Annotated in this window: 24 protein-coding genes; 7 read left to right on the forward strand and 17 right to left on the reverse strand. The window is 68.4% G+C overall.

Annotated elements, in window-relative coordinates:
• Positions 1 to 2 precede the first annotated feature (2 nt).
• A complete protein-coding gene (gene mepA / locus ABC728_RS15015; protein WP_416620892.1) occupies positions 3 to 920 on the forward strand; it encodes a penicillin-insensitive murein endopeptidase in 918 nt (305 codons plus the stop codon).
• 213 nt (positions 921 to 1,133) lie between these two features.
• Here mepA and ABC728_RS15020 read toward each other — a convergent pair whose 3' ends face one another.
• Positions 1,134 to 1,469, reverse strand: coding sequence for a hypothetical protein (locus ABC728_RS15020; RefSeq protein WP_416620893.1), 336 nt, complete (start codon positions 1,467 to 1,469; stop codon positions 1,134 to 1,136).
• Between the two features lie 2 nt (positions 1,470 to 1,471).
• Positions 1,472 to 1,825 (reverse strand): hypothetical protein, encoded by a 354-nt coding sequence (locus ABC728_RS15025; RefSeq protein ID WP_416620894.1) that lies wholly within the window; start codon positions 1,823 to 1,825, stop codon positions 1,472 to 1,474.
• A 147-nt stretch (positions 1,826 to 1,972) separates the two neighbouring features.
• Here ABC728_RS15025 and ABC728_RS15030 point away from each other — a divergent pair, with 147 nt between their 5' ends.
• Positions 1,973 to 2,452, forward strand: a complete 480-nt coding sequence (locus ABC728_RS15030) for an Lrp/AsnC family transcriptional regulator (protein ID WP_416620895.1) — start codon at positions 1,973 to 1,975, stop codon at positions 2,450 to 2,452.
• Between the two features lie 21 nt (positions 2,453 to 2,473).
• Here ABC728_RS15030 and ABC728_RS15035 read toward each other — a convergent pair whose 3' ends face one another.
• The 6 genes from ABC728_RS15035 to ABC728_RS15060 all read right to left on the reverse strand — a co-directional run bounded on the left by ABC728_RS15035 (position 2,474) and on the right by ABC728_RS15060 (position 5,640).
• Positions 2,474 to 3,400: a DNA glycosylase AlkZ-like family protein gene (locus ABC728_RS15035; RefSeq protein ID WP_416620896.1), complete on the reverse strand. Its 927-nt coding sequence runs from the start codon at positions 3,398 to 3,400 to the stop codon at positions 2,474 to 2,476.
• A gap of 40 nt (positions 3,401 to 3,440) precedes the next feature.
• The gene (locus ABC728_RS15040; RefSeq protein WP_416620897.1) at positions 3,441 to 3,614 is read right to left on the reverse strand and encodes a hypothetical protein; all 174 of its coding nucleotides are present in this window, start codon (positions 3,612 to 3,614) and stop codon (positions 3,441 to 3,443) included.
• A 106-nt stretch (positions 3,615 to 3,720) separates the two neighbouring features.
• On the reverse strand, positions 3,721 to 4,365 hold the full coding sequence (gene upp, locus ABC728_RS15045) for a uracil phosphoribosyltransferase (protein ID WP_416620898.1): 645 nt from the start codon (positions 4,363 to 4,365) through the stop codon (positions 3,721 to 3,723).
• 79 nt (positions 4,366 to 4,444) lie between these two features.
• Positions 4,445 to 4,930, reverse strand: a complete 486-nt coding sequence (locus ABC728_RS15050) for a MaoC family dehydratase (protein ID WP_416620899.1) — start codon at positions 4,928 to 4,930, stop codon at positions 4,445 to 4,447.
• A gap of 111 nt (positions 4,931 to 5,041) precedes the next feature.
• Positions 5,042 to 5,353: a LapA family protein gene (locus tag ABC728_RS15055; RefSeq protein WP_416620900.1), complete on the reverse strand. Its 312-nt coding sequence runs from the start codon at positions 5,351 to 5,353 to the stop codon at positions 5,042 to 5,044.
• A gap of 146 nt (positions 5,354 to 5,499) precedes the next feature.
• Entirely contained in the window at positions 5,500 to 5,640 is a 141-nt protein-coding gene (locus tag ABC728_RS15060) for a hypothetical protein (protein WP_416620901.1), read from the reverse strand.
• A 648-nt stretch (positions 5,641 to 6,288) separates the two neighbouring features.
• On the opposite strand from ABC728_RS15060, the gene ABC728_RS15065 reads away from it, so the two are divergent.
• The 3 genes from ABC728_RS15065 (at position 6,289) to ABC728_RS15075 (ending at position 9,094) form a co-directional block, all read left to right on the forward strand.
• A complete protein-coding gene (locus ABC728_RS15065; protein WP_416620902.1) occupies positions 6,289 to 7,155 on the forward strand; it encodes a chorismate mutase in 867 nt (288 codons plus the stop codon).
• Between the two features lie 118 nt (positions 7,156 to 7,273).
• Positions 7,274 to 7,795 carry a hypothetical protein gene (locus tag ABC728_RS15070; RefSeq protein WP_416620903.1) on the forward strand — a complete coding sequence of 174 codons (522 nt, stop codon included), beginning with the start codon at positions 7,274 to 7,276 and terminating at the stop codon, positions 7,793 to 7,795.
• Positions 7,796 to 7,855: 60 nt separating this feature from the next.
• On the forward strand, positions 7,856 to 9,094 hold the full coding sequence (locus ABC728_RS15075) for a metal-dependent hydrolase family protein (protein ID WP_416620904.1): 1,239 nt from the start codon (positions 7,856 to 7,858) through the stop codon (positions 9,092 to 9,094).
• A gap of 48 nt (positions 9,095 to 9,142) precedes the next feature.
• Here ABC728_RS15075 and ybaL read toward each other — a convergent pair whose 3' ends face one another.
• Positions 9,143 to 10,900 carry a YbaL family putative K(+) efflux transporter gene (gene ybaL / locus ABC728_RS15080; RefSeq protein ID WP_416620905.1) on the reverse strand — a complete coding sequence of 586 codons (1,758 nt, stop codon included), beginning with the start codon at positions 10,898 to 10,900 and terminating at the stop codon, positions 9,143 to 9,145.
• A 117-nt stretch (positions 10,901 to 11,017) separates the two neighbouring features.
• On the opposite strand from ybaL, the gene ABC728_RS15085 reads away from it, so the two are divergent.
• A complete protein-coding gene (locus ABC728_RS15085; RefSeq protein WP_416620906.1) occupies positions 11,018 to 11,302 on the forward strand; it encodes a helix-turn-helix domain-containing protein in 285 nt (94 codons plus the stop codon).
• A 53-nt stretch (positions 11,303 to 11,355) separates the two neighbouring features.
• On the opposite strand, the gene ABC728_RS15090 is transcribed toward ABC728_RS15085, so the two are convergent.
• Complete coding sequence (locus tag ABC728_RS15090) at positions 11,356 to 12,561, reverse strand: class I SAM-dependent rRNA methyltransferase (RefSeq protein WP_416620907.1); 1,206 nt, start codon at positions 12,559 to 12,561, stop codon at positions 11,356 to 11,358.
• 89 nt (positions 12,562 to 12,650) lie between these two features.
• Positions 12,651 to 13,106: a hypothetical protein gene (locus ABC728_RS15095; protein ID WP_416620908.1), complete on the reverse strand. Its 456-nt coding sequence runs from the start codon at positions 13,104 to 13,106 to the stop codon at positions 12,651 to 12,653.
• Between the two features lie 324 nt (positions 13,107 to 13,430).
• On the opposite strand from ABC728_RS15095, the gene ABC728_RS15100 reads away from it, so the two are divergent.
• Positions 13,431 to 14,174: a Crp/Fnr family transcriptional regulator gene (locus ABC728_RS15100; RefSeq protein ID WP_445376591.1), complete on the forward strand. Its 744-nt coding sequence runs from the start codon at positions 13,431 to 13,433 to the stop codon at positions 14,172 to 14,174.
• On the opposite strand, the gene ABC728_RS15105 is transcribed toward ABC728_RS15100, so the two are convergent.
• The 6 genes from ABC728_RS15105 to rpsT form a co-directional block, all read right to left on the reverse strand.
• Positions 14,175 to 15,239, reverse strand: coding sequence for a BsuBI/PstI family type II restriction endonuclease (locus ABC728_RS15105; protein WP_416620910.1), 1,065 nt, complete (start codon positions 15,237 to 15,239; stop codon positions 14,175 to 14,177). It abuts the gene before it with no gap.
• A gap of 3 nt (positions 15,240 to 15,242) precedes the next feature.
• Positions 15,243 to 15,605, reverse strand: coding sequence for a hypothetical protein (locus ABC728_RS15110; RefSeq protein WP_445376592.1), 363 nt, complete (start codon positions 15,603 to 15,605; stop codon positions 15,243 to 15,245).
• Entirely contained in the window at positions 15,560 to 17,065 is a 1,506-nt protein-coding gene (locus tag ABC728_RS15115; RefSeq protein WP_445376593.1) for an HsdM family class I SAM-dependent methyltransferase, read from the reverse strand. The genes ABC728_RS15110 and ABC728_RS15115 overlap by 46 nt, the downstream gene beginning before the upstream one ends.
• A gap of 33 nt (positions 17,066 to 17,098) precedes the next feature.
• Complete coding sequence (locus ABC728_RS15120) at positions 17,099 to 18,025, reverse strand: substrate-binding periplasmic protein (RefSeq protein WP_416620912.1); 927 nt, start codon at positions 18,023 to 18,025, stop codon at positions 17,099 to 17,101.
• Between the two features lie 111 nt (positions 18,026 to 18,136).
• Positions 18,137 to 19,555, reverse strand: a complete 1,419-nt coding sequence (gene dnaA / locus ABC728_RS15125) for a chromosomal replication initiator protein DnaA (RefSeq protein WP_416620913.1) — start codon at positions 19,553 to 19,555, stop codon at positions 18,137 to 18,139.
• A gap of 676 nt (positions 19,556 to 20,231) precedes the next feature.
• Entirely contained in the window at positions 20,232 to 20,495 is a 264-nt protein-coding gene (gene rpsT / locus ABC728_RS15130; protein WP_416620914.1) for a 30S ribosomal protein S20, read from the reverse strand.
• Positions 20,496 to 20,653 lie beyond the last annotated feature (158 nt).

Below are 20,653 nucleotides of genomic sequence, written 5' to 3' on the forward strand. Positions count from 1 at the left end.
CCATGGCCACCGCACGCCGCCAGCACCAGGGTCGCAATGGGAAAGGGGGGCCGCGTGCCGGCTTCCTGGGCCTGCTGGCCTTGCTGCTGGGCGCCTGCCCGGCCGTGGCTGGGGGGCCAGGGGGCCGGGGTGGCGCCGGGGACGAGAGCGGGCAACAGCCGCCGGCTCCTGTCCGGCCCGAACATCTGCGCCAGCCGGCAGGGGGCCCCGCCGAGCCGATCGGCGCCTATGCCAATGGCTGCGTGCGTGGGGCGGTGGCGTTGCCGGCCGACGGGCCGGGTTTCCAGGTCCTGAACCTGTCGCGCCGCCGCAACTGGGGCCATCCCGACCTGATCGCCTATCTGACGCGCCTGGGCGCGCGGGTGGAGGCCGACGGAATGGGCCGGCTGGCCATCGGTGACATGTCCATGCCGCGCGGCGGCCGCATGGCGACGGGGCATGCCAGCCACCAGTCGGGCCTGGACGCCGATATCTGGTTCGCTCTCGACCTGCCTCTGCTGCCCATCGCCCAACGGGAACGGGAAGACCTGCCCGGCATGGTCGATACCCGGCACCAGCGGGTGAACCCGGCCCGTTTCGGCCCGGCGCAGCAAAGGCTTCTGGAACTGGCGGCGATGGATGCGCAGGTCACCCGCATCTTCGTGAACCCCGCCATAAAACAGGCCGCCTGCGAACAGGCGACGGGCGACCGGTCATGGCTGCGCAAGCTGCGGCCCTGGTTCGGCCATGCCGCCCACCTGCATGTGCGGCTGGCCTGTCCCGCCGATGCCGTGCAATGTGAACGGCAGGAAGAGCCGCCCCCCGGCGATGGCTGCGGGGAGGAACTGGCAAGCTGGTTCCTGCCCCCGCCCCCATCCACGGGCCCGCCCAAACCACCGCCGCCACCCCCGGCCGCCTGTCTGGCGCTGTATGCGGAATAATACCAGGGGCATGAATTTATCACTCATGCTCCTGGTATAGGCTGGCGACTGCCGGCCCGGCGCCCATGCGCCGCAAGCCGCCGGATGGCGGCGCCCAACACTAGGCCGCCGGATGGCGGCGCCCGACACTAGGCCGGCGACTGCCGGCCCGGCGCCCGGCACCTGGGGATGCCCTTGATCAGAACACCAGATTCTGATCAAGGCAGAGGGGTGTCAGGCGGACAGCGCACCGGCTTCGACCATGCGGTGGCGTTCCGACGTCAGCACCTGCCGGACCAGCGGCATGGCCCGCAGGCAGCGGGCGATATAGTCCGACTCGTCGCGCGTCAGCGTGCGGACCTGCACATCGACATGCAGGCTTTCATCCGCCTCGAACAGGCGCGACTGGACCGAGGCGGGCACCAGCCCGCGCTTGGCAAAGAACTCCAGCACGCGCGGCAGGCTGGCCGGATCGGGTTCGGCCAGCACGGCGAAGCAGGCCGTGCGGTTGGGATCGGTCGGCCGGGCTTCGGCCGGCGGCGGGGCCAGGGCGGGAACAACGCTCATCATGCTCACTCCGCAGCCAGGACGGGGGCCAGAGCGGGGGTCTGCTTGCTGGCCCCGCGCATCTCCGGTCCGATCGACAGCCGGTCCAGGTCGGCCCGGACAAGGCAGCGCGACAGCACACCGACGGGATCGGCGACATCACGCCCCCGATCACCGGGGACGACCATGGCGAAGGCCCGGTTGGCGCGGGCGGCGCGCAGGGCGGCGTCCACCGCCTCTTCCAGATCGGCACCGGGCAGCCGCTGCCACGGCACGGGCGTAATCGCCCCGCCGGCCGGCCGGTGAACGGCCAGCGCAATCTGCGCGCCGGTCGCCTCGTCACGATAGACGGTCAGGCTGGCGGGGTAGGGGGTGCTCATCTCCGTGGCTCCGGTCTGGGGTGGGTGCCGCCTTTCGCGGTCACCCGGACAATAGGGCAAAGACCGGGGCATTTCTTTGCAAGTTTGGCCCGCCCATCATAGTCTGCGCATGATCAATGCTTGATATGTGATTTCAGGAGAAGAAAAATGCAGAAGCCCCTGGATGCCTTGGATTGGCGCATTCTTGATTGCCTGCAAAAGGACGGTTCCGCCACCGCCGCCCAGGTGGCGGAGAAGGTGGGGTTGAGCCAGAGCCCCTGCTGGCGCCGCATCCAGCGGCTGGAGCAGGAGGAGGTGATCACCCGCCGCGTGGCCCTGCTGAACCGCAAGGCCATCGGGCTGAACGTGCTGATCTTCAGCCATGTGAAGCTGGAGGCGCATAGCGGCGACCTGCTGGATGATTTCCGCGAGCGGATCCGCCGCATCCCGGAAGTGCAGGAATGTTTCGTGCTGATGGGGCAGGTGGATTTCCTGCTGCGCATCGTGACGCGCGATATCGAAGCCTATGAGGCGCTGTTCTTCGAAAAACTGTCCAAGCTGCCGGGCGTGCGCGAGATCAACAGCATGATCGCCGTCTCCACCGTGAAGGAGACGACGGAACTGCCCTTGCCCGGCGTGGCGGCCTGATGGGGGGCATGGCCCCTTGCATCAGACCCCGGTGACGGTGACGGGCAGCCCGCCCGACAGGCGGCGAAGGCCGCGCGTGATGGCCGGCAGTTCCTTGCGATAGACCCTTTCCAGGGGGGATACCGTCACCTCCCAGGCGCCGCACCCCTTGGGTCCTGCCACGCGCCGGTGCGTCCAGGTGGCAACCACGCGGCCCTGGCGCAGGATGACCGGGCTGATCCAGCCGGCCGTGCGATAAACGGCCGGCCGGAACCGGTCATCCAGATATTGCCGCGTATCATTATGGGCCAGCAGATAGGGGTCGAACAGGCCCAGCACGTTGATCTGGCCGGGCGCCGGTGCCGCCCCGGCCAGCGCGTCCAGATCGCGGGACAGGATATGGGCGGGCTTGCCATCCAGGTCGATCACCGCCATCTCCCCGGCCAGGTCGGCAAAGGCGTTATGCACCGGTTCGGCATAGCCGCCGGCGAACTTGCGGAAATCCGCGCGCGTGGCGGGGCCGAACACGGCAAGGTATCGCCGCAGAAGATCGGCCATGGCCTGCCGCCCGTCGACCGGCGGCAGGGGCTGGCCCAGCCAATGATCCAGGCCGACGAACAGTGCCTCGCGCGCGCCGTCGCCCTGTTCCTTTTCCGCCGGGCCGTGACAGACGTGGCCCAGTGCGCAGGCCAGCTTGATGATGCCGCCCCAGCTATGTTCCAGCATGGGCCGCGCCCATTCGCCCAGCCGCGGCACCAGCCGGCGCGACAGGTCCATGCGGCTGTGCGGCCCCTGGACAAGCTGTTCCACGACCGCACCGACCAGGATATCCACCTGCTCCCGGCTCAACCCCTCCTTGGCGTACCAACTGTGATACCCGGCCACCTGCTGCCGGCGCACGCCCAGCAGCATGGGCAGGTCCGCGGCCGGCATCAGGTGCAGGGTGGACCGGTGGGCCCACAGCTTCACCAGGGTCCGGTCGGTGAACAGCGCCCGGCCGATGGCCGCATCATCGGCCCCCCCCGTCGGCCCGCGCCCGCAATTGCAGCAGGGCCGCCGACTGTACCTGTGCCTGCGCCCCGATCAGGCTGTGCGCCGCGGCCAGCGCGTCGGGGGCGGGCCGGGTCAGGTGCTGGCGGTCCAGGCGGAAGGCCAGGGCCTGGGCCATGGTGATGGGCGGCATGGATACGCATCTTGTCCGGTGGAACCGAAGCGGCAGCATGCCGGACACGGACGCCCGGAACAATAGGCGAACATCGATTCGCGGGCCGAATCCCGCTGGTGGTTCCCTATTTGGTTCCGAACAGCCGGTCGCCCGCATCGCCCAGGCCCGGCACGATATAGGCATTCTCGTTCAGGTGGCTGTCCAGGGCGGCGGTGAAGACGGGCACGTCGGGATGCGCGGCGTGGAAGGTGCGCACCCCTTCCGGGGCGGAGACCAGGGCCATGAAGCGGATCTGACTGTCATCCACCCCGTGACGGTTCAGCACATCCACGGCATGCACGGCCGAATGGCCCGTGGCCAGCATGGGATCGACCAGGATGAACAGGCGCCCGGCCGGGTCGGGCAGCTTCACCAGATATTCCACGGGGCGTTTGGTTTCATGATCGCGGTAAAGGCCGATATGCCCTTCCCGCGCCGCCGGCACCAGTTCCAGCAACCCTTCGGCCATCACCAGCCCGGCGCGCAGGATGGGCACCACGGCCAGCTTCCGGCCTTCGATCACGGGGGCGTCCATGGGGCAGAGCGGGGTTTCGATCCGCTCGGTGGTCAGGGGCAGGTCGCGCGTGATCTCGTACCCCATCAGCAGGGCGATCTCGCGCAGCAACTGCCGGAACCCCATGGTCGACCGCGTCCTGTCCCGCATCATCGACAGCTTGTGCTGGATCAGCGGATGGTTCAGGACGGACAGGTTGGGAAAATCGCTGGTCATGGGCCGCTTTCCTGGCAGAAATCTCGCGCCCGCGCAGGATAGCGGCGACAGGGGGACGGAAGCCAGCCCCCCGCAAGCCCTACCCCGCCGGCCCCGTCACCATCAGGACCAGCCATTCGGCGGCCAGCGCCGGTTTTTCCGACCCTTCCAGTTCCACCGTCACGCCATAGCGGACCAGATACTGGCCCGGCCCCTTCATTTCCATGCCCAGCAGGGAAAGCCGGCCGCGAATCCGCCGGCCACTGCGGACCGGCGCCAGGAAGCGCAGCCGGTCGAAGCCGTAATTCAGCATCATGGCGGCCCCGGCCAGGGGCTTCACCATCTGCTGGCCCAAATGGCCCAGCAGCGACAGGGTCAGGAAACCATGCGCCACCGTGCCGCCCAGCGGCGTGCCCGCGGCCCGCACCGGATCGACATGGATGAACTGGTGGTCACCCGTCAGGTCGGCGAACCGGTCGATCATGCCCTGATCCACCACCAGCCAGTCCGACACCCCCATTTCCGTGCCCAGGGCCGCCTGATATTCCGCCAATGTCAGCGTCGCGCGACCGGCCGCCTCGTCCATGCCTTTCCCCTCCCCGGAAGAAACCGAAATTCAAACACTTGTTCCAGGGCATTGTGCGTGCAGGACGGCCGGATGGCAACCGCCCGAGGCATTGCCGGGGCCGACGCCCGTTCAGCGCAGGCTGGCGGCCGGCGGAACGCTGCCGGTCGTGGCGCGCAGCGCGTCCAGTTCCTTTTGCAGGCGGTCGGCGCGGGCCTGATGCTGTCGCCCGGCCTTGCGGTGGCCGTGCTGGCCGAACCAGACCGTGATCCCCCCCGCCAGGAAGCCAACAACCAGCGTGACCAGGACCAGCGCGAAGGCCGGCACCTCCACCGTGCCGACGAAAGGCCACAGGCCAAGCTGCACCGGCATCATGTTGCTGACGGCGAACGAAATGGCCACGGCCGTCAGCGGCAGGGTCAGGATCCAGGACAGGTATCGCACGGCTTCACTTCCCGTTCTTCGAATGGCAGGACTGATCAAGGATATGGAATAAGAAACGGCCCCGGACGATGCCGGGGCCGTACAGGTTAGCAGAAAATACGCGGAACAGGGCAATCGGGCGGGCGGCACGGAGAGACCGCCCGCCCTCACATCATCGCCGCCCCCACAAGCAGGGCCAGCGACAATCCCATCAGGGCCGTCGATACATATTCCAGCCTTTCCAGGCGCTGACGCGCCTGACGCAGATTGCCGGCCATTTCGGCATAGGCGCGTTTGGGTTGGATCACGTCACGGCCTCCCATTACAGGGCGCGCCCCCGAAGGGAACGCGCGGGGTCCAAGGAAAAGGGCCGGTCCGGCGACAATCCGGATGGGGAATGCGCTGGGGGGCTGTTTGTCATCCGATCGCCACCGAACCGTAAAAAAACTGTGCATCCATTCCGGATGGCGAACAAGGGGAAAAGTTCATTTATAACCTTCTGTATGGACTATACGAAATTTCCTTAGCCGCACCGCAGCAATGCAAGGTGGAGCCAGCCACACCCTCTGCCCCCCGGACACGCATGGCAGACCCGCACAGGCCCATGCCGGGCCACCGATGCGGCCGGGCGCCGGGCGGCACACCATCATCCCCGATCCGCCAGGCGATGTGCGCGGCCGGCGCACGAAGGGGCTGCTCAGCCACGATATCGCACCGGCGCAGGGCCGGGCGGCCCTCAGCAGGGTTACAGATCGTCCGGGCCCGCCCCTTTGGGGGCGGCGTTTGGAAAATCCGCCCAAGGCGCGCGTGACCGGGAACCCGGACGGCCCGCCCGTACCGGGCCCGAGGTGCCGGGCCGGGTGCGGGCGGGCGCCGCGCGGCAATGTTTCCTTTGATTTCGGGTGGTCATCCCGCCTAATACTATCCGCCCCTTAAAGGACCATGCCCGGCCCTCCATGCCTGCGAAACCCACCCTGGACGATTTGCGCCGCGAGATCGACGAGATCGATTCCACCATCCATCAGTTGCTGATGCGTCGCGCACAGGTGGTGGAGGAGGTGGCCAAGGTAAAGCCGCCCGGCCGCCCCTTCATCCGCCCCGCCCGCGAGGCGGAGATCGTGCGCAACCTGGTTGCCCGCCATGGCGGTGCCTTCCCGGTGAACGCCATCGTGCGCATGTGGCGGGAAATGATCGCCGCCCTGACCCGCATCCAGGGGCCACTGGCCATGGCCGTCGTCTGCCCGAACGAGGAGCGCGGCGCCCTGTGGGACAATGCCCGCGACCATTTCGGCAGCACCACGCCGGCGATTGCCGTGAACACCCCTATGTCGGCGCTGCGTGCCGTCTCCGACGGCACCGCGACGCTCGCCGTCGTGCCCTGGCCGGAAGAGGATGATAACGACCCCTGGTGGCGTTTCATCCTGTCGCCCGACGGCAAGACGCCGCGTGTCGTCGCCCGCCTGCCCTTCCTGCGCACGACCGGGCAGAGTGTCGGCCGCGAAGGCGGCGATGCCCTGGTGCTGGCCGCCGTCCCGATGGAGGAAACGGGCGACGACCGGACCCTGCTGGCCCTGGAAGTGCCCCAGGATGTCAGCCGCGGCCGGTTGAAGGACGTGCTGGAGGCCGCGGGCTTTACCACCTTGCAGTTCCGCACCCATCACCAGCCCAACGGCGGCGGATCGGTGCATCTGGTGGAGGTGGAGAGCTTCGTCGCGGGCGACGATCCCCGCCTGACCACCGTCCGGCAGCGCCTGGGCGAGGCGGCGTCCCATGTGCTGCCCATCGGCGCCTATGCCACGCCCGTGATGCTGCCAAAGGCCTGACCGGCCACACCCGTTCCCCCTCCCTGCCCCTCGCCTGCCCCGATGGCGGTTGAGCCTGGATTTTATCGTCCGGATATCGTTATATCCATGCAGATATATCGATGAGGGAGGACGGATCTTGCGCCATATGTTGCGGGGCCTTTCACTGGCCGTCACCATCCTGGCTTCTCCCCCGCTGGCCGCCGGGGAAGCGGCGGATTGCGCGGGCGGGACCGTGCCGCCCCCGCCGGAACTGGCAGCCTGGACGGCGCCGGCGCAGGGCGGCCTGCCGGCAGCGGTGACCGTGGCCGATGCCCCGGCCGTCATGATCGGCACCGCCGTGGAACTGGCACTGCGCCCGTCCGGCACCGTGGACTTCCCCGTGACACCCGGCCGGGACGGCAAGCCGGAAAGCCATGCCGGCCTGCTCACGCTGGATATCGCGCGGGCCGGCACCTATCGCGTGGCGCTGGGCAGTGCCGCCTGGGTCGATATCGTGCGGGACGGGGCCTCCATCGCCTCCGTCGCGCATGGCCATGGGCCGGCCTGCACAGGCATCCGCAAGATCGTCGATTTTCCCCTGGCAGCCGGGCGGCATGTGCTGATGATCGCCGCCTCCCCCGTCGACCGGGTGACGGCGCTGGTGGTCCCCGGTCCGTGATTTCGGGTCCGTTTGCCGCTACAGTGCCGGCCGTCCATCCATAACGGCAGGGTACCCGTCATGTCCGATCAGCTCCTCTTCTCCGGCGGCCGCGTCTTCGACGGGCTGTCGGCCCCGCGCGACGGGCTGGGCGTGCTGGTTTCCGACGGGCGGATCGCCTCGGTGTCGCCCTTGGCGGATTTCGCCGGTTATGCCGGCCCCCGGCACGACACGACGGGGGCTACGCTGATGCCGGGGCTGGTGGATGCGCATGTGCATCTGGCCCTGGAAGCCACGGGGGATGTGGTCACGACCCTGCGCCAACGCCCGATGGGCGACCTGACGCTGCGCCTGCTGGAAAATGCCCAGGCGACCCTGGCTGGCGGCGTGACCGCCATGCGCGACCTGGGCGGGGTGGAATGGCTTGAAATCGCCGTGCGCGACGCCATCCGCGCCGGCCGGCACCAGGGTCCCGCCATGCGCTGTGCCGGCAAGGTGCTGACCATCACGGGCGGTCACGGGGCCTGGCTGGGCTTTGAATGCGACGGGGAAACCGACTGGCTGCGCGCCGTGCGCGCCAACGTGAAGCACGGGGCCGACTGCATCAAGCTGATCGCCACGGGCGGCGTGCTGACGGGCGGCGTCGATCCGATGGCGCCGCATCCCGCGCAGGCCGAAATGGCCGCCGCCGTGGGCATGGCCCATGATTTCGGCCTGAAGGTGACGGCCCATGCACAGGGCGCCCGCGGCATCGCGCGGGCCGTGGCGGCCGGGGTAGACAGTATCGAACACGGGTTCGAACTGACCGATGCACAGATCGCCATCATGATCGATCAGGGGGTGCGGCTGGTCCCCACCCTGTCGGCCATGATGGCGCTGCTGGAGATGAAGGACCGGCTGCCTGCCTTCGTGCGGGACAAGGCCGAACGGTTCGGTGCCATGCATTTCGACAGTTTCGGGCGTTTCGTGGCGGCCGGCGGCGTGGTCGCCATGGGAACCGATGCCGGCACGCCCGGCAACCACCATGGGGAGAATGCCCGGGAACTGGGTCACATGGTGACCCTGGGCATGGACCCGCTGGCCGCCCTGAAGGCGGGCACCAGCGTGGCCGCCGACCTGCTGGACTTCCCCCATCGCGGGCGGATCGTGGCCGGGGCCGCCGCCGACCTGCTGCTGGTGCCGGGCGACCCCGTCGCCGACATCCAGGCCGCGGCCGACGCCGCCCGGCATCTGTCCTTGTGGAAGGATGGCGTGCCCGTGCCCCGGCGGCAGACCCCGCCGCCGCCCGCCTTCACGGTGGCGTCGGCCGCCGGCTTCTGAAGCGGCCCTGCACATGCGCCGGGGGGCGGCACCCGGCAGCGACTGCCGTCACGCGGGCGATGGCAGGGGGGCCGGATTGATGGGGGCGGGGCCCGCCGGCGCTTCGTCGGCCGGCGGCTCGGCCAGCCCCTCGGCGATCATGCCGCGCGCCGTCTCCCGCTCGCCCATGACCACGACGCTGGCGCCGTTCTGGGTCAGATAGGTCACCTCCTCGTCGGCATGGGCGCGGGCGATGATCCGCAGGCTGGAATTGGCCAGCCGCGTCTGCCGGATGATCTGCCCCGCCTCGAACGAGCCGGGGATGGCGATGAACATCAGACGGGCGCCGCCGATATTGACGGCCTGCAGCATCTCCGGCAGCACCGCATTGCCCTGCAGAACCTCCACCCCGTCCTCGCGCAGGGCATCGACCCGCTTCTGGTTGTCCTCCACCACCAGATAGGGGATGCCCTGGTCGCGCAGATGGGCGGAAATCAGGCTGCCGACCCGCCCATGGCCGATGATGATGGCATGGTTGGTCAGGCTGGTGGGGGCGATGGGCTCGCGCGTCGCCTCCACCGGCACCGGGGCCGCCAGATCGCCGCCCGGTTCCAGCCGGTGGCCGAACTTGTCGATCAGCGTGAACATGACCGGGTTCAACAGGATCGACAGGATGGCACCGACCAGCACCAGATCCTGCCCTTCCGTCGGCAACAGGCCCAGCGACACGCCCAGCGCCGCCAGGATGAAGGAGAATTCGCCGATCTGCGCCAGGCTGGCGGAAATGGTCAGCGCCGTGCTGCGCGGATGGCCGAAGGCCAGCACGATCATGTAGGCCGCAATCGACTTGCCCACCACGATGATCAGCACCGTGGCCAGCACGGACAGCGGCCGTTCCAGGATGATCGCCGGATCGAACATCATGCCGACCGACACGAAGAACAGCACCGCGAAGGCGTCGCGCAGCGGCAGCGATTCCTCCGCCGCGCGATGGCTGAGCGGCGACCCGGACAGCACCATGCCCGCAAAGAAGGCGCCCAGCGCGAACGACACCCCGAACAGGACGGAGGCGCCATAGGCCACCCCAAGGGCGATGGCCAGCACGGCCAGCCGGAACAGCTCCCGCGAGCCGCTATGCGCGATCTCGTGCAGGATCCAGGGAATAACCCGCTTGCCGACCACCAGCATCAGGACCACGAAGGCCGCGACCTTGGCCAGGGTGATGGCGATGACGGTCAGCAGGTCGCTGCCGGACAGGCGGGCAGCCGCGACCCCGTCCGTTCCCGGCGCCCCGGCCTGGTCACCCAGCAGGCCGGCCAGGGCCGGCAGCAGCACCAGGGCCAGCACCATGGCCAGGTCTTCCACGATCAGCCAGCCGATGGCGATGCGGCCCCGCTTGCTTTCCACCAGACGCCGTTCCTGCAGCGCGCGCAGCAGCACCACGGTCGACGCCACCGACAGTGCCAGGCCGAACACCAGACCCGCCCCCATTGTCCAGCCCAGCGCCCAGGACAGGCCCATGCCCATCAGCGTCGCCAGACCGATCTGTCCGATGGCGCCGGGGATGGCGATGCCCTTCACCGACATCAGATCCTTGACCGAAAAATGCAGGCCCACGCCGAACATCAGCAGGATGACGCCGATCTCCGCCAGTTGCGGTGCGATGTTCATGTCGGCGACATAGCCCGGCGTGCCCGGCCCGATCACGACCCCCGCCACCAGGTAGCCCACCAGCGGTGAAATCTTCAGCTTCTGGGCAAGGGCACCGAAAATGAAGGCCAGTGCCAGGGCCGTCACGATCATGGTGATCAGGGGCACGTCATGCATTGTCGAGACTACCTTTCATCCGGGCCAACGGTGCGGTTCCGGCGCCCCCGCCCTTGACCTTTCAACCTTTTAATACAATATCGCCCAATATGGTTGAGATAATCGGGATTACAACCGGTGCCTCATGAACTTTCTCCGGCGCAATGCCGGGCGGCACGCGGGCTTCTGGACTGGAGCCAGGAACAGTTGGCGCAGGCTTCCGGCCTGTCGCGCAGCACGGTGCGCGATTTCGAGTCGGGGCGCCACGACCCCCACCGCGGCAGCATTGCGCTGCTGCTGCAGACCCTTGCCGACCAGGGGGTCGAACCCCTGTCCGCCGACCAGGGACAGGGGGAAGGCGTGCGGTTCCGTGCCACCGGTCCACACGCCGGCTCCCCCCCAATATCGGTTGAAAAGTTTTAACGAAGATTTACCCGCATCAACTTTTCCCCGACACGCGCCTTCGTCGGCGCGTGTCAATCCAGCGCGAACACCATGGCCTTCAGGTACTGCGTTTCCGGCAGCAGCGGATGGACGGGATGGTCGGGACCGGCCCCGGCAAAGCGCAGGATGCGGCCCTGGCGGCCCGCCTCTCCCAGGCCGCGCGCCACCTCCTGATGGAACAGGGGCGGTTCCATGTTGTGCGAGCAGCTTGCCACCAGCAGCATGCCGCCGGGCGCCACCAGCCTTGCCGCGGCCTTCGTCATGCGGCGATAGGCGCGGCTGCCCACGGCCAGATCCTTGCGCGACTTCACGAAGGCCGGCGGATCGGCGATCACCACGTCGAAGGTGCGCCCCTCGGCCACCCACTGGTCCATCAGGTTGAAGGCGTCACCCTTCTGCGCCGTCACCCGGTCGGCCACGCCATTGGCCTCTGCCGCCTTCATGGCGATGGACAATGAGAGGGCGGACCGGTCGACCAGCGTGACCTCGCTGGCCCCGCGCCGGGCGGCCAGCACCCCGAACCCGCCGGCATAGGTGTAGAAGTCGACCGTCGATTTGCCCCGGCACAGGTCGGCGATGAAGGCGCGGTTGTCGCGCTGGTCGAAGAACCAGCCCGTCTTCTGCCCGGCCGACAGGTCGGCGAAGAAGGTGGCACCGTTCTCCTCCACCGGGATCAACCCGTCGACGCTGCCCTTGGCCACCCGCACCTCTTCCTCCAGCCCTTCATAGGACCGGGCGGTGCTGTCATTGCGCAGCACGACGGCGCGTGGGTTCAACACCTCGTCCAGTGCGGCCAGAATCATGGGGATACGGCGGTCCATGGCCACATTGTTGGCCTGCACCACCACCACGTCGCCGTACCGGTCGATGATCAGCGACGGCAGCCCGTCGCTTTCGGCATGGACCAGCCGGTAATAGGGGCGATCGAACAGCCGCTCGCGGATTTCCAGGGCGCGGCGGATGCGGCGCACGAAGAAGCCGGTATCGATCACCGCCGCCGGGTCGCGGGACAGGAAGCGCGCGGCGATCAGCGTATGCGGGTTGAAGGTGGCGATGCCCAGGGTGGCCCCGCCGGCATCGGTGACACGCACCACCGACCCGGCCGGCAGCGCCTTCGCCGCCTTGTCCATGTCCACTTCGTTGGAATAGACCCAGGGATGGCCGTGCTGGGCACGCTTGTGCCGCCCGGCCTGGATGCGGATCACGGGCAGGGCGGCGGGTTTGGTGGCATCGGACATGGTCTGGGCGGTCCCGGCGGGCAGAGCTTTACAAGGTGGCGCGGAAAATACCGCCGCACCTCCCCTGGCTCAAGCGGCGGCCATGCCGGTCAGACCAGCGGCCGGCACAGGCGCAGATCCTCGCGGTAATGGCCATGGTCCAGGGCGCGGGCCAGGGCCATGGACACGCTGGCTCCGATGCCTTCGCGCTGGGGCAGGTGCAGATGCACGGCCCCGCAGCCCAGATCGGCCGCCACCGAATCCATGTCGTTCAGCAGCAGGTCGATGGCGGCCTCCGGCTCGATCAGGTCCAGCGCCAGGAACATGTCCACCTGCAGCACCTTGCCATGCTTGGGGCTGGGCAGCGCCTGGAAGGCATAGATGCCATGGATATAGCCATGGTCGCCCTCCACGGTGCGCAGGCCGCTGTCGGCCAGGGCCAGAAGCGTTCCCGCATAGGTACGCCAGGCATCCCGGTCGTGCGCGGCCCTGCCTGTCTGCACGAGGGGCCAGGCCTGGTCGACCCGGCGGCGGTCCAGCGGCTTGACGGAAAAACGGTCGGACATGGTCACCCGTTCCGGCGATATAAGCACGGCGATGTCTCTGTCTGCTTGAACGGTCCCGCCGGCGGGGTTTATGACGGCGGCTTGCAACGGGTAACCGATAATGCCGCGCCCCCGCCTTGATATGGATCAAGGCGCCGTCGCCACGATGCGCCTAGTCCTTCGGATATATGTTCATCAGCCAATCATTATGAAATCCTTCGATTGGCTGGCGAACAAGAAGGGCACATACTCGCGCATCAAGCTGTGTTGCGGGGACATGTTCTTTGGGCGCATGCTGTGCCGGGGATGATATCCCGGAGGTGATGCTTAATCGGGGGGCCTGACATGGCATTGGCGGAACATGCGTGCACGCGCGACGGCGCGATTGCGGCGAAGGTGGACGTCTCCCCCTGCAATGTCTGCCCCGTACGCAGCATGTCCGTCTGTTCCGCGCTGGAAGCCGACGAATTGAAACGCCTGGCCGACATCCTGGTGTCGGTCAAGGTGGAGGCGGGCCACACCTTGTTCGGGGAAGGCGACTGCGCCGATGCGCTGTTCAACGTCACCGCCGGCACCATGAAGCTCTACAAGCTGCTGCCCGACGGCCGGCGGCAGATCACGGGCTTCCTTCTGCCCGGCGATTTCCTGGGCCTGTCCATCAACGACACCTATGCCTATTCGGCCGAGTTGGTGACGCAGGCCACCTTGTGCCGTTTCCCCCGTCGCCGGCTGGAATCGCTGCTGGAGGATTATCCCAAGATGCAGCGCCGCCTGTTCGCCATGGCGTCCAGCGAGCTGGCCGCGGCACAGGACCAGATGCTGCTGCTGGGCCGCAAGAATGCCAGGGAGCGCATCGCCTCCTTCCTGCTGATGCTGTCGGAGCGCGCCCGGCGCCGCGGCTACAAGGAAAACCCCGTGCATGTGCCGATGAGCCGGTCGGACATCGCCGATTATCTGGGCCTGACCACGGAAACGGTCAGCCGCACCTTCACACAGTTGAAGACCAGCCGCGCCATCTCGCTGCTGGAAGGCGGCAAGGTCCGCCTGAACGACATCGAGAGCCTGCAGGAACTGGCCGAGGGCGCCTGATCAGCCCATGCCCGCCAGCCGGCCCGGTGCCGGCAACAGGCGCAGCAACCGGTCGGGCTCGGACGCGAACCAGGCATGCCCGCCCCAGGCCAGGGACGGCATCGCCTTCTTCACCTCCGGCCGGTCGCGGTCCAGGAAGGCCGTGATGCAGGCGACGCGGGACGGATCGAACCCGCCCTCCGCCGCGATCTCCAGAAAGGCGCGGGCCCGCTGTTCCGTCACGGGGCCATCGGTGGCCACCACCTCCACGAAGACCAGCATCAGGTCGGCCGCACTGCGGCCGCGGTCCAGCAGGATGATGTCGGGCAGGGTGCGGTCCGGCGTGATGCGCAGGCGCAGGCGCCGGATCCAGCCCTCGTCCCGCGCGGCGACCTTCGCGGCACTTTCCGACAGCCAGAGCACCACGGGATCGGCCAGGAAGCGGGGGGCGAAATCCTCCACCACGGCGCGCGCGATGCGGCTGCTGGGGCCCGGCGCCAGCAGCCGCGTCTCCCCGTTGGGGAAGCGTACCAGCACGTCGGCCCCGTCGCGATCGCCCGAGCCGCGCAGGCTGACGATGCGGGCCAGCGCCATGGGGTTCAGCGTGGCATCGGCCCAGGCCCGCGCCGCGGCGGCCAGGGCCGCATCGCGCAGCCCCGGATCGAACAGGGCCGCGAATTCCGCCGTCAGCGCATAACGCGGCTTGGAAGAAGTGGTGGGCACGCCCTGCCGCTCGATAACGGCACCGTTGGGGATCAGGCCCTGGCGGATCACCTCGTCGCGGACCTGCTCGCGGCTATTGTCCTGGTACCAGCGTTCGCCGCTGGCCTTGGGCGCGCGGGCATAGTCGGCACGCGATAAGGGATCGGCCGAAAACAGCATGCGCGTATCGCCCAGGCGCACCACATGCACGGGGTTCAGCCAGATATCGGTCCCTTCCACCGCCCCGACATAGAGAAAGGCGGCGACGGTCGCCGCGGCGGCGTCACGGATGCATTTGTCGCGTTCCGGCGTGCCGTCGGGAAATATCTGGCGCAGGCGGCGGGCCACCTCCGCCCGGTCCAGCAGGGGCGGCAGAACATCCATGCCTCAAAGCCCGTAAAGCCGGTCGGCCGCCTGGTCCAGCGGGTCGCGCGGCGCACCCGCCGCCACCAGCGCCGCCAGTTCCTTCAGCATGGCGGGATGGGGCAGGGGCAGGGCCTCCAGCTCATAGGCGGAGACGGCGACGGAACCGGACAGGCAGCGGAACGCGCGGTCGGCCGCCCGGCTGTTCAGGAAGGCCGCCAGCACAGCCGGACTGACCGGCGGCACCCCGTCGCCCGTGGGCAACAGCATGTTGAGATGGTTTTCGACCGCGACCCCGCGCGGGTACGGTTTCAGGAAGCTGGCGGGCATTTCGGCCGCGATCAGGCGGCGCGCCTGCTCCTTGGCCGTCGTGCGCTGCAAAAGCACGCAGGGCCGGCGGACCAGCAGCCATTCATCCCCGGACGGGGCCGGGTGGAACCAGGGCTTGTGGTTGGCCTTTTCACAGCGATAGGCGAAGCGGCCATCCGGCGTGACGCTTTCCGCCCAGACAAGGGGCACGGCACCGCGGCCGGCCCGGTCCGATATCTGCGGCTTGTAACGGTTCCAGACCAGGGGGCCCGTGGCCACGCGATAGCCCCAATCGGCCAGCCGGCTGTCCAGCGTGCGCAGCCGCGTCGCCAGCCCGGATTCCCCCGCATGGCGCGGCAATATCCAGGGGGCCGTCGGTTCCGCCGGCAGGGTGAAGGACCCGGCCGGCCGGATGGACAGTCCCCCCCGCCCCCGCCGGCCCGGATCATGTTGACCAGGGCGCGGGGCGGCCGCCGGCGGCGACCGCCGGCCCGGCGATAGGTGGCCAGCACCGTCTCCTGCAGCACATTGTCGAACACGCCCCGGCGCTCATCGACGAAATCCAGCGACACGGGCGGGGCCAGTTCGGTCAGGGTGCGGCGCAGATGCTTGAAATAGTCCCCCGCCAGGAAGGAGGAGGGGGTGAGGAACGCGATCAGCCCGCCCGGTGCGGCCAGGCGCACGGCCAGATCCATGAACAGGCCATAGAGATTGGCATGGCCGTAAAGGCTGCGCGCGAACCGGGCGCGCAATGCCGGCTCCAGCGTCAGCCGGCCATAGGGCGGGTTGCCGATCACCAGGTCGAATTCGGCCCGTTCCGGTACAGCCAGCGCATCCGCCGCCAGACAGGGGGACAGGCGCTGGCCCGTGCCACGCAGCAGGGGCAGCAGCGCCGCCTCCACCATCACCCCGGAAATCCAGGCCGCCATGGGGTCCAGTTCCAGCCCGCGCAGGCGCGTGGCGATGGACCGGGCGGCGATGGCCGGCTCCACCCCCTTCAGCGCCGCCGCCATGCGCAGGGCGACGGGCACCAGAAAGGCGCCGCAGCCGGCCGCGGGGTCCAGCACGCGGGCGGTCGTCCAGTCCACCTTGCCCGCTGCGGCCAGATCGACCAGCCGGTCCGCCAGGGCCGGCGGGGTGTAATAGACGCCGGCGCGCGCCCGTTCCTCCGCCGGCATCAGGCCGGCATGCAGGGCCCCGATGCGGTCGGCGACCAGGGCGACAGGCAGGGGGGCCAGGACGGTGGCATAATCGCGGGCGACCGCCGCCACCCCCGCATCCAGCGCCACCGCCCCGCGCAGGGCCGGCGGCGGCGCCAGGTCCAGGCCCGTGTCCAGCGCCTGCCACCAGGCGCGCACCACCATCTGCACCAGCGCCGCGCCCTGCCGCCCGTGCTGGGCCGACAATGCCGTCACGGCAGCCAACAGCAACGCCCCCGAATCGGGGGCGGCGGGGCGGGCCGGCGAGGCCGTCGGCGGCGGGGGAACGGGACGGGGCAAGGCGGGGCGGAACGGGTTCGGGTGAAGGCAATGTTCCATGATCGTTCAGGGTCCGCCCCGACGCAAGCGCGTTCAGGACGCCCCCTGCTTGCCCACGCCCAGCCATAGCCCGGCCTCCCCCAGCGGCGTCTCCGGCGGCAGGGTCGGGTTGGGCAGGCGGATCACCACGGCCTCGTTGAACCGTTCCAGCGGGAAGGCACCGCGCGTGGACGGATGGGTGGACAGCATATCGCGCAGCGCACCGCTGGCCAGCATGGACCGCAGCCCCTGTTCCAGCCGCCGCGCCAGTTCTTCACGCCCCGGCGCAACGAAGAAATAGACGGGCATCGGATAGGCGATGACCAGCCGATCAAAGACCAGCAGGTCTTTCCCGCCCCAGATGGCAACCTCGCCCGCCACCTCTGCCACGCCGCGCGCGAAATAATCGCAGCGGCCGGCCCGCAGCATGGCGTAAAGCTGGTCGAAATGCACATTGGTCACCTGCGGTAGCCCGGCGGCCGCCAGAATGTCGGCGTCGGGCCATTGCGCGCCCTGGCAGGCCGTGAAGCGCTGCAAATCCTCCAGCGTGTGGACACGGGCGAAATCCGCGGCCCGGTCTGCCCGGATGACAGGCACGCGCTGGCCGATCAATCCCATGTCGATGGGGATGCGCACGGGCCGTATCGCCCGTTCCCGGCTGCTGCTCGTGGCACTCCAGGTGACATCAATGCGCCCGGCCCGCACTTCCGCCAGAAGCCGGGTCTGGGACAGCCGGTCCCGCACGGGTTCGATACGCACGGGGCCATGTTCGGCCGCGGTCTCCGCCATCAGGCGGCGGAACAGGTCGTGGAAATAGTCGGGCCGCTGCTCCTCCCCCGGGGCGCGCCAATCGGAGACGCGCACGACGGCCGGCCCTGCGGCCCTGCCCTCCTCCGCCCCGGCCTGCAATGCCGGCAGGAACACGGCCAGCAGCATGGCCAGCCAGCGGGACCCAAGCCAGCGGGACAAGGGTCCCCGCATCTTCCGCTCTCCTGGTATTTTCAGCCCAGTGCCTTGAAAAAGGGAAGCACCGCCCCGCAGGGTTGGCAAGGGAATTGGCGGCGGCACCGCGGGTGGCAGAACGGCTGCCGGTCAGCCTTCCAGCATGCGGCGCAGCAGTTCGACATCCTCGGCGAAGGCCGGGTCCGTGCCGCACAGTTCGTCCACCTTGCGCACGGCATGCATGACGGTGGTGTGGTCGCGGTCACCGAACTTCCGCCCGATCTCCGGCAGGGAGCGCTGGGTCAGCTGCTTGGCCAGATACATGGCCACCTGCCGCGGCCGGGCGACCGCGCGGGCGCGGCGCGCGCTGCTCATATCCGCCAGGCGGATATTGAAATGCTCGGCGACCTTCTTCTGAATCTCCTCGATCGTCACGCGCCGGTTGCTGGCGCGCAGCAGGTCGTGCAGCACGTCCTGCGCCGATTCCAGCGTGATGGCACGCCCCACCAGTTCGGCATGGGCGACGATGCGGTTCAGCGCCCCTTCCAGCTCACGCACATTGCTGGTGATCTTGTGGGCCAGGAATTCCAGGACCTTCGGCGGCACCTTGGCCCCGATCCGGTCGGCCTTCTGGCCCAGGATGCCCAGACGCAGCTCATAGGTGGTGGGGTGGATATCGGCCACCAGGCCCCAGCCCAGGCGCGAGCGAAGCCGTTCCTCCATGCCCTCCAGGTCCGACGGGCTCTTGTCGGCGCTGATGATGACCTGGCGGTTCTGATCCACCAGGGCGTTGAAGGTGTGGAAGAACTCCTCCTGCGTGCTGTCCTTGCCGGAGATGAACTGCACATCATCGATCATCAGCACGTCGACCGAGCGGAACTGCTCCTTGAAGGCCATCGTGTCCTTGAAGCGCAGCGCCCGGATGAACTGGTACATGAATTTTTCGGCCGAGAGATAGATCACACGGCGTGCCGGGTCCTTCTTGCGGATGGCCCAGGCGATGGCATGCATCAGGTGCGTCTTGCCCAGCCCCACGCCACCGTAAAGGAACAGCGGGTTGAAGGGCACCGCCTGCGCATCGGCCACGCGACGGGCGGCGGCAAAGGCAAGCTCGTTCGGCTTGCCCACCACGAAATTCTCGAAGGTGAAGCGCGGATCCAGCGGGGCCGACATCTCGTCGGTGCGGTCTTCCGTCACGGTCAGCGTGGCCACCGGCTCGATCACCAGCTCGGTCACGGGTTCCGGGGCCGGCGCGGCGGGGGGCAGGGGCGCATCGTTGGCGGCGACGGCGGGCGCCGGTTCGGACCGGGCGGCACTGGCCACCACGATGTCCACCGACTGGACGCCCGGATTCTCGTTGGCGAACAACACGCGGATACGGTCGGCATAATGGGTGCGGATCCAGTCGCGCATGAAGCGCGTCGGCACCAGGATGCGAAGCTGTCCGCCATCCAGGGAGCCGACGGTCAGCGGCTTCAGCCAGGAACGGTAGGCGGTTTCCCCCACCTCGTCCTTCAACCGGCCCCGCACCCGCGCCCACTGTTGATCCAGCGAACCCTGCACCGACATTCGTCCGTTGCTCCCCGCCCCAAGGCCCAACATGGACGCCCGCCGTACAAAGCCGGCGGAACGGCCATCCATAATAGAATAGGCATCACCCTGCGAACAGGCATCAGGCCGGCACCGTTCCCGACGGTCCCCTGCCGATGCCGCCCACCCGGCGTCACCCGACAATCAGCTCCCAGTTCCCCTCTGGCACCGATCATCCGGCACCTTGCCCCATCCTTATGTTCGGTTCACCCTGTTTGGCGGGTAATCTGGACGGTGGCGGAAATAAAAAACCATAACGACGGGAGCCACCAAGTGGAATACCCCCTTCGTATAGGCGAATTTCAAGAAATGGCCGCACACTGGCGGGAACCGGCATTGAACCGTGATTACGGGTCGATTACCAGTGATGCCTGACTGGATTGCTATCCAAAGGCGTCATGCACCCGTCTGCATTGCTTCCATTACCCGCGCGAACCGGCGGAGCAGGGATGCTAGAGGGGTGGGGGCAGAGTCGCAACGGGACTGAAAGGGGAACGCCGAAAAAAGCAAAATTCGTTCGCTCCGGCTTCAGCCGGCCGTCACGATTTCGGCGCGGGTCTGCATGGCCTCGCCCCTTGATACCGAACCCTGCATGCCGACAAAGAAAACCGCGCGGGCGAAGCGCACCGCGCGGGTCTCTCTACGGCGACAAGGATCAGCCCAGGGCCTTGATACGGCCCGACAGGCGCGACAGCTTGCGCGAGACGGTGTTGGCATGCAGCACGCCCTTGGAGGCGCCGCGCATCATCTCGGGCTGGGCCTGCTTGAAGGCCTCGGCAGCGGCGGACTTGTCGCCGGACGCGATGGCGGTCTCAACCTTCTTCAGGAAGGTGCGGATGCGGCTGACGCGGGCGCGGTTGATCTCAGTCCGGGTGGCGGTCTGACGGATGCGCTTCTCAGCGGACTTATGATTGGCCATGGGTAACCTTTACGCGGGACATGGAAGTGCCGTAGGAAGCGGCGCTTATACAGGCGGCCCACGCCCTCGTCAAGCCGGCGCCCGCAAAGCCACCATACGAAACTTGCTTGTCTGGCAAGCAGCAGCCGGCGGCACCCCGAGTCGAACCGGAGTCCACG

The sequence above is a fragment of the Niveispirillum fermenti genome (assembly GCF_052474395.1).

Coding starts and splice junctions, on each gene's coding strand:
- mepA (WP_416620892.1), top strand. CDS start 3: ATGGCCACCGCACGCCGCCAGCACCAGGGTCGCAATGGGAAAGGGGGG.
- ABC728_RS15020 (WP_416620893.1), bottom strand. CDS start 1,469: ATGATGAGCGTTGTTCCCGCCCTGGCCCCGCCGCCGGCCGAAGCCCGG.
- ABC728_RS15025 (WP_416620894.1), bottom strand. CDS start 1,825: ATGAGCACCCCCTACCCCGCCAGCCTGACCGTCTATCGTGACGAGGCG.
- ABC728_RS15030 (WP_416620895.1), top strand. CDS start 1,973: ATGCAGAAGCCCCTGGATGCCTTGGATTGGCGCATTCTTGATTGCCTG.
- ABC728_RS15040 (WP_416620897.1), bottom strand. CDS start 3,614: ATGCCGCCCATCACCATGGCCCAGGCCCTGGCCTTCCGCCTGGACCGC.
- upp (WP_416620898.1), bottom strand. CDS start 4,365: ATGACCAGCGATTTTCCCAACCTGTCCGTCCTGAACCATCCGCTGATC.
- ABC728_RS15050 (WP_416620899.1), bottom strand. CDS start 4,930: ATGGACGAGGCGGCCGGTCGCGCGACGCTGACATTGGCGGAATATCAG.
- ABC728_RS15065 (WP_416620902.1), top strand. CDS start 6,289: ATGCCTGCGAAACCCACCCTGGACGATTTGCGCCGCGAGATCGACGAG.
- ABC728_RS15075 (WP_416620904.1), top strand. CDS start 7,856: ATGTCCGATCAGCTCCTCTTCTCCGGCGGCCGCGTCTTCGACGGGCTG.
- ybaL (WP_416620905.1), bottom strand. CDS start 10,900: ATGCATGACGTGCCCCTGATCACCATGATCGTGACGGCCCTGGCACTG.
- ABC728_RS15090 (WP_416620907.1), bottom strand. CDS start 12,561: ATGTCCGATGCCACCAAACCCGCCGCCCTGCCCGTGATCCGCATCCAG.
- ABC728_RS15095 (WP_416620908.1), bottom strand. CDS start 13,106: ATGTCCGACCGTTTTTCCGTCAAGCCGCTGGACCGCCGCCGGGTCGAC.
- ABC728_RS15100 (WP_445376591.1), top strand. CDS start 13,431: ATGGCATTGGCGGAACATGCGTGCACGCGCGACGGCGCGATTGCGGCG.
- ABC728_RS15105 (WP_416620910.1), bottom strand. CDS start 15,239: ATGGATGTTCTGCCGCCCCTGCTGGACCGGGCGGAGGTGGCCCGCCGC.
- ABC728_RS15115 (WP_445376593.1), bottom strand. CDS start 17,065: ATGGAACATTGCCTTCACCCGAACCCGTTCCGCCCCGCCTTGCCCCGT.
- ABC728_RS15120 (WP_416620912.1), bottom strand. CDS start 18,025: ATGCGGGGACCCTTGTCCCGCTGGCTTGGGTCCCGCTGGCTGGCCATG.
- dnaA (WP_416620913.1), bottom strand. CDS start 19,555: ATGTCGGTGCAGGGTTCGCTGGATCAACAGTGGGCGCGGGTGCGGGGC.
- rpsT (WP_416620914.1), bottom strand. CDS start 20,495: ATGGCCAATCATAAGTCCGCTGAGAAGCGCATCCGTCAGACCGCCACC.